Annotated in this window: 12 protein-coding genes and 2 pseudogenes; 10 read left to right on the plus strand and 4 right to left on the minus strand. The window is 32.0% G+C overall.

What is annotated here, in order from left to right; translation table 11 throughout:
* Positions 1–62 precede the first annotated feature (62 nt).
* The 3 genes from HMPREF2629_RS11180 to HMPREF2629_RS11315 form a co-directional block, all read right to left on the minus strand.
* Positions 63–230, minus strand: coding sequence for a hypothetical protein (locus HMPREF2629_RS11180; RefSeq protein WP_002469039.1), 168 nt, complete (start codon positions 228–230; stop codon positions 63–65).
* Between the two features lie 30 nt (positions 231–260).
* Complete coding sequence (locus tag HMPREF2629_RS08785) at positions 261–491, minus strand: SHOCT domain-containing protein (protein ID WP_002449928.1); 231 nt, start codon at positions 489–491, stop codon at positions 261–263.
* A gap of 134 nt (positions 492–625) precedes the next feature.
* On the minus strand, positions 626–826 hold the full coding sequence (locus HMPREF2629_RS11315; protein WP_171991300.1) for a hypothetical protein: 201 nt from the start codon (positions 824–826) through the stop codon (positions 626–628).
* Positions 827–1235: 409 nt separating this feature from the next.
* Between HMPREF2629_RS11315 and HMPREF2629_RS08795 the strand changes: the two are divergent.
* The 7 genes and pseudogenes from HMPREF2629_RS08795 to HMPREF2629_RS08820 form a co-directional block, all read left to right on the plus strand.
* Positions 1236–1450, plus strand: a pseudogene (locus HMPREF2629_RS08795) (hypothetical protein); the annotation flags it as partial.
* 9 nt (positions 1451–1459) lie between these two features.
* Positions 1460–1858, plus strand: coding sequence for an Hg(II)-responsive transcriptional regulator (gene merR, locus HMPREF2629_RS08800; protein ID WP_026867184.1), 399 nt, complete (start codon positions 1460–1462; stop codon positions 1856–1858).
* 27 nt (positions 1859–1885) lie between these two features.
* A complete protein-coding gene (locus HMPREF2629_RS08805; RefSeq protein ID WP_049415651.1) occupies positions 1886–2170 on the plus strand; it encodes a hypothetical protein in 285 nt (94 codons plus the stop codon).
* A gap of 199 nt (positions 2171–2369) precedes the next feature.
* Entirely contained in the window at positions 2370–3995 is a 1626-nt protein-coding gene (gene merA, locus HMPREF2629_RS08810) for a mercury(II) reductase (RefSeq protein WP_232726286.1), read from the plus strand.
* 232 nt (positions 3996–4227) lie between these two features.
* Entirely contained in the window at positions 4228–4515 is a 288-nt protein-coding gene (locus HMPREF2629_RS11320; protein WP_049415645.1) for a hypothetical protein, read from the plus strand.
* An 87-nt stretch (positions 4516–4602) separates the two neighbouring features.
* Positions 4603–5304, plus strand: a pseudogene (locus tag HMPREF2629_RS11190) (restriction endonuclease subunit S); the annotation flags it as partial.
* 89 nt (positions 5305–5393) lie between these two features.
* On the plus strand, positions 5394–5915 hold the full coding sequence (locus HMPREF2629_RS08820) for a super-infection exclusion protein B (protein WP_197682126.1): 522 nt from the start codon (positions 5394–5396) through the stop codon (positions 5913–5915).
* 505 nt (positions 5916–6420) lie between these two features.
* Here HMPREF2629_RS08820 and HMPREF2629_RS08830 read toward each other — a convergent pair.
* Entirely contained in the window at positions 6421–6765 is a 345-nt protein-coding gene (locus HMPREF2629_RS08830) for an ArsR/SmtB family transcription factor (protein WP_024937206.1), read from the minus strand.
* Positions 6766–7279: 514 nt separating this feature from the next.
* Here HMPREF2629_RS08830 and HMPREF2629_RS08835 point away from each other — a divergent pair.
* The 3 genes from HMPREF2629_RS08835 to HMPREF2629_RS11065 all read left to right on the plus strand — a co-directional run bounded on the left by HMPREF2629_RS08835 (position 7280) and on the right by HMPREF2629_RS11065 (position 8535).
* Positions 7280–7897 (plus strand): CadD family cadmium resistance transporter, encoded by a 618-nt coding sequence (locus tag HMPREF2629_RS08835; RefSeq protein WP_002500367.1) that lies wholly within the window; start codon positions 7280–7282, stop codon positions 7895–7897.
* Between the two features lie 18 nt (positions 7898–7915).
* Positions 7916–8263, plus strand: coding sequence for an ArsR/SmtB family transcription factor (locus tag HMPREF2629_RS08840; RefSeq protein ID WP_061815578.1), 348 nt, complete (start codon positions 7916–7918; stop codon positions 8261–8263).
* 170 nt (positions 8264–8433) lie between these two features.
* Complete coding sequence (locus tag HMPREF2629_RS11065; RefSeq protein WP_000228874.1) at positions 8434–8535, plus strand: type I toxin-antitoxin system Fst family toxin; 102 nt, start codon at positions 8434–8436, stop codon at positions 8533–8535.
* Positions 8536–9180: the final 645 nt, after the last annotated feature.

Here is a 9180-nt window from a genome sequence, read left to right on the forward strand (position 1 = left end):
TTTATTAAGTTCCCATTTTAAGGGTTCAGTGCCTTGTAGTTATTGTGTTTTTATATACTTTACTACTTATTTTCGTTGTTATCATCAAAGGACTGCATGAAGTTCATGCATTCATTCATCATATTATCCATTCTCTGGTCATAATCAGAACCTTGGGTAAAACCAGTTTGTCCAATGACGATTAAACCAGCTAGTACAAACGACAGCACTAAAGGTAACTTCTTTTTCATCGCTTATTTCCCCTTTCATTCAAAGTATCCCTAATCTTTTTTTAACACTTTCTTTAATTTTTCATATTCATCTTCATTAATTTCACCTTGGGCCAGCCTTTCCTTTAAAATTTGTAAAGAATCATCTGATCTTACACCTTTTGGTTTTTCTGAAGCTTTTGCAATTAATATATATACACCATAAAATAACAAGCCAAGAATGATAATCCAAAAAATCATGCCAATGAACCCCATTCCGCCCATCATATGACCCATACCCATACAATTTGTCAATCCTTTCCTTCTTTCTCGTTTTACAATTATACCATATGGGGGTATTAGTATTCCAAAAAAGTGTTTTTAATATTAGTAGCAGAAGGCAATTCATTGTACTGCAAAATGGCCCGATTATTGAACTATTTTTTAATAAAATAATTCCTACGTTCCCAATTCCAGAAAGCAATAATACTAAAAGATTCCTCATCTGCTTTTTCCTCATCATCTGTCATATAATCTGTATCTTTTATTGGATATTTTTCCGTTTCATCAACGGGAGATTGAATATCTGACTTATGCTTATTTTTTGGTTTCACAATTTTTGAGCGTAATATTTTCATGGGAACGCTCCAAATCAATATCTTTATTTGGCGCATATTTGCGTTTTAAGAGCTTATGTATGTTTTTAGGTTAAAACTATATGATCTATACATAATTCTTTAAAATACCCCCTTTAAATTCAAAATAAGAGCATTTGAATTTAAACAAAATAAAAAAACCGACCTCCTGCCATCTCAGCAAGGGGCACTTGAAAACCGTTTGGAAATCATCAAGGGACGTGTCGTATTTTTTGAAAAAACCACTCAAAAAATCTCCACTCAAGGCACGCATAAAATATCAGCGAATATACCAAAGGAGTGAACATATTGATTCCATATTATCTTTGCCTAAAAGAAAACATAATTAAACACCGACGTGTCGGTGTTTTAGTGTTCATGTGAATATTAAAAATTTATGGAGTGATGATACATGAACACATTCGTTTTCGGCGTGATTTTAAAGAGATTAGAAGAAAAAGGACTTAATGTACACGAAGTATTCAATATGAGCGATAAACAGGCTAAAAAAGACTTATTTGATGATTTATACCATTATGTCAGATATACAAAGCCATGCGGTGCAGAATTAACGAATGTATTATACTTGACCGCGTACTATGGTACGCGGTTTATTATTATTTAGAGGTGAACTATGTGAGTTATCGTATTACTGCATTTGCAGAAAAATGTGGGGTAAATAAAGAGACGATTAGATATTACGAACAAAAAAATTTATTACAAGAACCTTCCCGAACGAAAGCTGGTTATCGGATATATTCAGATGATGATGTTAAGCGTGTATGGTTTATTAAACGGATGCAAGAGCTTGGTTTTTCTTTAAGTGAAATCCACAAGTTGCTTGGTGTTGTAGATAAGGATGATGTGCGGTGTTCGGATATGTATGAGTTCGTTTCTCAAAAAGTTGATGAAGTACAACAACAAATTAGAGATTTAATGCGTGTTGAGAATATGTTGAATGATTTAAAAGAATGTTGTCCGAATGAAGAATATTTATATTCTTGCCCTATTATTGAGAAAATGTTTGAGGGTTAAAATCAACTTTTTAGCAGGTGATGTAAATTGACTGTACAAAAGAGAAAAAATGTAAAGGATAATGATAAATTATTGTTTTTAGGAATACCAGCATTGTTGGTTCTATGTTGCGCTTTACCAATCCTTTTAATTGCAATTGGATTGAGTTCTATGGGTGCTTTCTTAATAGGAAAACAAGTTTGGATATTTGGTTCTGTTTTGTTAATTGTCGGACTGATTATGTTGGTAAAAAGAAGAGGTAGTCGTAATACATGTCAGTCGGATTGTTGCCATTATAAATTCAGTGAAACAGAAGAAAAAGGGGGGGAGTGATTTGAAATCAATATTGTTCTTTAAAAGATTTTATTATCAGCTCTCATTATTGTAAGCCTCTCAGCATGTGGAATATCCAATGGAACCAACATTGTTATTTTAATTTCAGGAATTTATATTTCTTATTATTGGGGGATTGGTCCGGGTGGCATATTTCGATAATTAAAAGGAGTGTTAAAAAATGACTAAGAAAATCAGTATGAAAGTTAGTGGCATGACTTGTATGGGTTGTGAAGAACATGTAGCAGTTGCACTTGAAAATATTGGTGCCAAGAATGTAGAAGCTAGTTTTCGTCACGGTGAAGTATTATTTGAATTACCCGATGATATTGGGATTGAAAGTGCAAAAAAGGCTATTGATGAGGCGAAATATCAACCTGGAGAAATAGAAGAAATATCATCACAAGAAAATGTGGTGTTAGGTAATGAAGGCGATTATGACTTACTTATCATTGGTTCCGGTGGTTCGGCTTTTTCAGCTGCGATCAAAGCGATTGAATACGGGGCAAAAGTAGCCATGATTGAGCGTGGAACCGTTGGCGGAACATGTGTAAACATTGGCTGTGTTCCATCAAAAACACTTCTTAGGGCTGGAGAAATTAATCATTTAGCAAAAGTAAATCCATTTACGGGATTACAAACATCTGCTGGAGAAGTGGAATTAGCACCCTTAATCAAGCAAAAAGATGAATTAGTGAGTGAGCTTCGCAATCAAAAATATGTGGATCTAATTGATGAATATGGAATTGACTTAATTGTAGGTGAAGCAAAATTTACTGATGAACAGACGGTTGAAGTCAATGGGGAGAAACTTTCCGCAAAACGCTTTTTAATTGCAACGGGTGCATCTCCTTCTCTCCCGCCGATTTCAGGACTTGAAGAAGTGGAGTATTTAACAAGTACAACGCTCCTTGAAATAAAAAAGGTACCTAAACGATTAACGGTGATCGGTTCAGGATATATCGGAATGGAGCTTGGCCAATTGTTTCATAACTTAGGTTCAGAAGTAACGCTTATGCAAAGAAGTGAGCGACTGTTAAAAGAGTATGACCCAGAGATTTCTGAAGTAGTAGAAAAAGCTTTAATTGAACAAGGAATAAACCTTGTAAAAGGGGCAACTTTTGAGCGTGTAGAACAATCTGGAGAGATAAAGAAGGTTCATGTTACAGTAGATGGCAAGAAAAAAGTGATTGAATCAGAGCAGCTGCTTGTTGCAACAGGAAGAAAACCAAATACGGATACGTTGAATTTAAATGCAGCTGGGGTTAAAGTCGGAAAACGAAAAGAAATACTGATAAATGATTATGCTAGAACAAGTAACGAAAAGATTTATGCGGCAGGAGATGTTACATTAGGGCCTCAATTTGTCTATCTAGCAGCATATGAAGGTGGAATTGTTGCCGATAATGCAATCGGTGAATTAAATAAAAAACTAGATTTATCAGTGGTTCCCGGCGTGACATTTACAAATCCAGGGGTAGCAACAGTAGGCTTAACAGAAGAACAAGCAAAAGAAAAAGGCTATGAGGTCAAAACCTCCGTATTGCCTTTAGATGCTGTTCCAAGAGCTATAGTAAATCATGAAACAACAGGTGTTTTTAAGCTTATTGCTGATTCGAAAACATTGAAAATGTTAGGGGTTCATGTTGTATCTGAAAATGCAGGTGAAGTGATTTATGCAGCGACTTTAGCCGTTAAGTTTGGTTTAACCGTAGATGATTTAAAAGAAATCCTTGCACCATATTTAACAATGGCAGAAGGATTAAAATTAGCTGCACTTACATTTGATAAAGATGTATCAAGATTATCTTGTTGTGCAGGGTAAGCTCTTATTTATAGTAGCTTAACTATGTGAAGAAAATACACTCAAACTATCCGGTGGCTATAATTGAGAAAGCCAATCTAAAAAAGTCGGTTCCTTAGCGTACAGGAATTCGACTTTTTTAGGTTGAAATTCCCTTAACGTACAAAATTTCCGAAATGTTGGCGGTACCCCTAAATCAATTGTTAATTAGTAATAACTATAATAAATTAGTTTAAAGGAGCATACATAAGAAATGAATCCATGTTTAAGATTTAAAGATTTTAAAGAAGACTGGAAATATGACTTATTTAACGAACTAGTTACAAATAAAAGTAAAAAATTTAATCCACAAATAGAAGATCCTACAAAGGATATAGAATTAGATAGCATCGAGCAAAATACAGGTCGCATTCTTAATACATACATGTCGAATCAGTTCACAAGTCAAAAAAATAGCTTTAATAAAGAAAATGTCTGGTATAGTAAACTAAGACCTTATTTAAATAAATACTATTATTCACAAATAGATTTAGTAGTGTAGCTAATAAGTCAGCCGGCTCAAAAATGCCACGTGCTGATTGGGAGTTAGTTAAAAGTATTAGATTATATAAAGGTTCAATTGAGGAACAAGAAAAAAATTGGTGATTTCTTTAGCAAACTCGATCACCAGATTGAATTAGAAGAAAAGAAACTTGAACTTTTAGAGCAACAAAAGCGTGGATATATGCAAAAGATTTTCTCACAAGAACTAAGGTTTAAAGATGAAAATGGAGATGAGTATCTTAATTGGAAGACGTCGCAATTAGGAGAAATTACAAAAACATTTAGTGGTGGAACACCAAAATCCAATAATGCTGGTTATTATAATGGAGATATTCCATTTATTAGATCTGGTGAAATTTCTAAGCAATTTACAGAACTAAAAATTACAGAAAACGCTCTTAATAACTCTTCAGCTAAATTAGTTGAAAAAGGAGATTTACTATATGCACTCTATGGAGCTACAAGTGGAGAGGTAGCAATTAGTAAAATTAATGGGGCAATAAATCAAGCAGTATTGTGTATAAAGTCAAAAGAATCTATAAGTTTTTTATTAAACTTTTTGAAACTACAAAAGCAACATATTTTAAAAACATATATTCAAGGGGGACAAGGTAATCTATCAGCAAGTATAGTAAAAGGAATAACTATTAAATTACCTTGTAGAGAAGAACAAACTAAGATTGGTAATTTCTTAGATAAAGTTGAAATTTTAATTGAAAAACAATCTACAAAAGTTGAATTATTAAAGCAACGTAAACAAGGATTATTACAGAAGATGTTTGTTTAATTCTGATAAAGGTCTATTATTTTAATAGAAAAGTTTACAAATATTTGCGAAGGTTTACACGATGATAAGAATAAAAAGGAGGAGCTAGGATGAATGGAATTGGTAAAATATTGGAATTTATTTCTAAGCCTATAAATTTTACAGTTTTATTAGCAACATTTTTAACAACCTCATTATTAACAGGTATGAATTTTTTTAACGAGTCAGTATTAGAAAAAATTCATATTAATAAGTTTTTGCAAAACTATGGTTTTATTATCTTTATTCTATTAATTGCATCTTTTTTCCTATTAATCGTGCAAGTAGGAGCTCATATCATAAAAAAAAGAAAAGATAAAAAGTTTTTTGAGTATTTTAAAGAAAATCAAGATAGATTATTTAATGATGAGGAAGCATTAATCATATTAAAAAAATTATATGATAATCACCCCCAAGCAGTACAACTATCGTATTTAAATCAAAAGGTCAGATTGTTACAACAATTTCAGTTAATTACACCAGCGGTCTCAAGTTGGGAAACAAGTGCGATTGATCCGCATATGCCATACATGTTACAACCAGAAGCAGAAAAAAGGATAAAAGATAAATTAAAAAATAGTAAGTCATCTTAAGAAAATGATTATTAGGTTACAAATTATGGGTATTCGGATTTTATGGTGGAAAAGTTGCTTCCACTTTAAACATCATGTCGGATTCATTTTCTTGTGGTGGTTCTATTGTTTTAAGATCTGGTAGTAATAATAAGTCTGACATATTGTTCATCCTTTACTACTCTGTGGTGTTATAGTATTAAATATAGATTTGATATTGAAATTATCATTGCTAATTATTTTACTAACATCAATCTCATAAAGCATTTATATGATTGAAAACAAAAAGCCTATCATTCACTATCCTACAATAAAAAGGGTTATCCCATAGTTACACGGGATAACCTTACAATTATTAAATTATGCAGTTGCACAGCTACAATCTTTGCACTCGCAAACTTCATCAGTACAGTTGTCTACACATTCTTGACTACAGTAAACTTTTCCTGCTTCTTCTACTTTTGTTTCCCCAAGAACACAATTACAGTTCGGTCTCGCACATTTTTCCATACTAAATTCCTCCTTATTATTTAGGTAAATCTTCGGTTAAACACCAACCACGATCTAATAGACTAACGACGCAATTATCAACAATTCGGTACCGAATAAAATTGGCTTCACGAATACTGCGAACGATGCCTTTATCAACCAATCGTTGAAGTTGGTTAGAAATGGCTTGAGGTTTCATTTCAAGCTGTTCTGCCACCTCGCTAACAGATGCATTTGGAGTTCGAAGCAAGGTATGCAGTATTCTAAGCCGTGTCCCATTAGAAAGTATTTTAAAGGTCTCACTTAAACTTTCAGCGTTCTCTGTATCTAATAAGGGACGTTCCGTTAGTTTTGGTTTTGGTGTACACCAGTTTTCAGACATTATTTCCTCCTCCATTTCACAATTACATTATATAGTGTAATGATTTTTGTGTCAAGAACCTGAAGTTCATATATGAGCATCTTTTTATCAGTACATTATAACGTCTTAATAAGATAAAATATAATTCCCTCTTGTTTGACTACCTACCCGTAATCACCCGTGTTTGATTTATAATTTTGTGGTATTATTATTTTTCCTTAGCATTCCACCAAACAATCCGATTTAACCACTATTTTTTTCGAATTATCAAAATGCTAATTCCACTATATATTCCGAAGACCCATTTTTAATAAGTCAACTAGATAATGTGCAATAAATTTTGGCGTATACATTAACTTTGGTTTAAAGAAAACATTTAAAATTCATGATTATATGCCAACCATTCGACTATTTTTTGAGTTTGTTAAAAGTTCCGAGGCTCAACGTCAATAAAGCAATTGGAATAAAGCACCTATGATTATTTAAAAAAATAAGTTATAATACATTCAAAAATATTTTTGAATGAGGTGTAATTATGTTTCAGACTATTGTAACTGCTGCTATTCTTTATATTGCGACAGCATTAGACTTATTAGTGATTTTATTAATGTTCTTTGCTAGAGCAAAGACTAGAAAAGAATATCGAGATATTTATATTGGTCAATATGTAGGATCTGTAGCATTGATTGTCATAAGTTTATTCTTTGCCTTTGTCTTAAATTATGTTCCTGAAAAATGGATATTAGGATTGTTAGGGTTAATACCGATTTATTTAGGAATTAAAGTGGCTATTTATGGGGATAGTGACGGAGAAGAGAGAGCTAAAAAAGAATTGAATGAAAAAGGATTGTCTAAATTAGTTGGTACGATTGCAATTGTTACGATAGCAAGTTGTGGTGCTGATAATATCGGTTTATTTGTTCCCTATTTTGTGACATTAAGTGTTACTAATTTATTAATTACTTTGTTTGTCTTTTTAATTTTAATTTTCTTCTTGGTATTTACTGCACAAAAATTAGCTAATATTCCAGGAGTTGGAGAAATTGTTGAGAAATTTGGTCGTTGGATTATGGCTGTTATTTATATAGCTTTAGGTTTATTTATCATTATAGAAAATGACACTATTCAAACAATTTTAGGATTTATATTTTAATTTAGGGTGTGATTTCATATGAGTTATGAAAATGCATGTGATGTGATCTGTGTACATGAGGATAAAGTTAACAATGCTTTAAGTTTTTTAGAAGATGATAAATCTAAGAAATTACTTAACATTTTAGAAAAGATTTGTGATGAGAAGAAATTGAAAATTATATTATCTTTGATTAAAGAAGATGAGTTGTGTGTTTGTGATATTTCTGTGATATTGAAAATGAGTGTTGCTTCAACTTCACATCATTTAAGACTTTTATATAAAAATGATGTACTTGATTTTTATAAAAAGGGAAAGATGGCATATTATTTTATTAAAGACGATGAAATAAGAGAGTTTTTCTCTAAAAATCAGAAGGGTTTTTGAAACGAGTGAAACGAGTTTCTTCTTGTCTTGATACTATAAAAATAAGCAAAGATATAACATAAAACTACTTATCGGAAGTTATATGTAACTCATCTAGTACAGATGATATAATATACAGGTCGCCTATCTCTCAGGCGTCAATTTAGACGCAGAGAGGAGGTGCATATTAGATGGTCGAAGCTCTTGTTCACATCACGACCACAGTCATCAGTGGTTGTATTGTTGCGTTATTTACGCATTGGCTACGTACACGTAACAATAAGAAAAAATAGGCGATATTAGCCAACACCTAAAAACCCCCTCACTACTCGCAATAGTGAGGGGGTTGGTGCATATAATGCACGAAGCTCTTGTTATCTAAATTATAACACTGGTTAGTAGTGGAATGCAAAATAGTTTATTGATTACTAACTAGTGAGTGATCTTTAATAAAGATACTATTTCACTAGAGGGAATGCCTATCTTAAACATTATAAAAGATTTATGAAGTTGAAGAACAAAATTGGAGATATTAAATATATTATCTTTTTGATATGTAAGTTTTTCTGATGGTGGAAAATAATAAGAATAATAATGTCTATAATCCTTCAAATAATCATGTAACTTTTCGTCATAATTAACAATGCTTTTTAAATAATTTTGTAACTCGTTATCTAATGAGTGAAATAAATCTTTATATCTATCTATTAAAATGATTTGCTGATTTGATACGAGCCTTCTATGCAAACCTTCATTTATTTTTAATAAGTCAACTAGATAATGTTCAATAAATTTTGGCGTATACATTAACTTTACCCTTATTACTACATGGGGCGTTCTGAAATGAACATGCCCGAAATGAATATGGAGCAAATGCAACAAATGATGATGGAACAACAAATTAAACAAAAACTAGGCTACTTATCCCCTGTAAAATA

This window comes from Staphylococcus sp. HMSC034C12, assembly GCF_001835895.1.
In the GTDB taxonomy this organism is placed as follows: domain Bacteria; phylum Bacillota; class Bacilli; order Staphylococcales; family Staphylococcaceae; genus Staphylococcus; species Staphylococcus hominis.

What these genes read in the sequence shown, in the direction of transcription:
- HMPREF2629_RS08830 (WP_024937206.1), bottom strand. Translation starts at nt 6,765, where the DNA reads ATGTCTGAAAACTGGTGTACACCAAAACCAAAACTAACGGAACGTCCC.
- HMPREF2629_RS08820 (WP_197682126.1), top strand. Translation starts at nt 5,394, where the DNA reads ATGAATGGAATTGGTAAAATATTGGAATTTATTTCTAAGCCTATAAAT.
- HMPREF2629_RS11320 (WP_049415645.1), top strand. Translation starts at nt 4,228, where the DNA reads ATGAATCCATGTTTAAGATTTAAAGATTTTAAAGAAGACTGGAAATAT.
- merA (WP_232726286.1), top strand. Translation starts at nt 2,370, where the DNA reads ATGAAAGTTAGTGGCATGACTTGTATGGGTTGTGAAGAACATGTAGCA.
- HMPREF2629_RS11315 (WP_171991300.1), bottom strand. Translation starts at nt 826, where the DNA reads ATGAAAATATTACGCTCAAAAATTGTGAAACCAAAAAATAAGCATAAG.
- HMPREF2629_RS08785 (WP_002449928.1), bottom strand. Translation starts at nt 491, where the DNA reads ATGGGTATGGGTCATATGATGGGCGGAATGGGGTTCATTGGCATGATT.
- HMPREF2629_RS11180 (WP_002469039.1), bottom strand. Translation starts at nt 230, where the DNA reads ATGAAAAAGAAGTTACCTTTAGTGCTGTCGTTTGTACTAGCTGGTTTA.
- HMPREF2629_RS08840 (WP_061815578.1), top strand. Translation starts at nt 7,916, where the DNA reads ATGAGTTATGAAAATGCATGTGATGTGATCTGTGTACATGAGGATAAA.
- HMPREF2629_RS11065 (WP_000228874.1), top strand. Translation starts at nt 8,434, where the DNA reads ATGGTCGAAGCTCTTGTTCACATCACGACCACAGTCATCAGTGGTTGT.
- HMPREF2629_RS08835 (WP_002500367.1), top strand. Translation starts at nt 7,280, where the DNA reads ATGTTTCAGACTATTGTAACTGCTGCTATTCTTTATATTGCGACAGCA.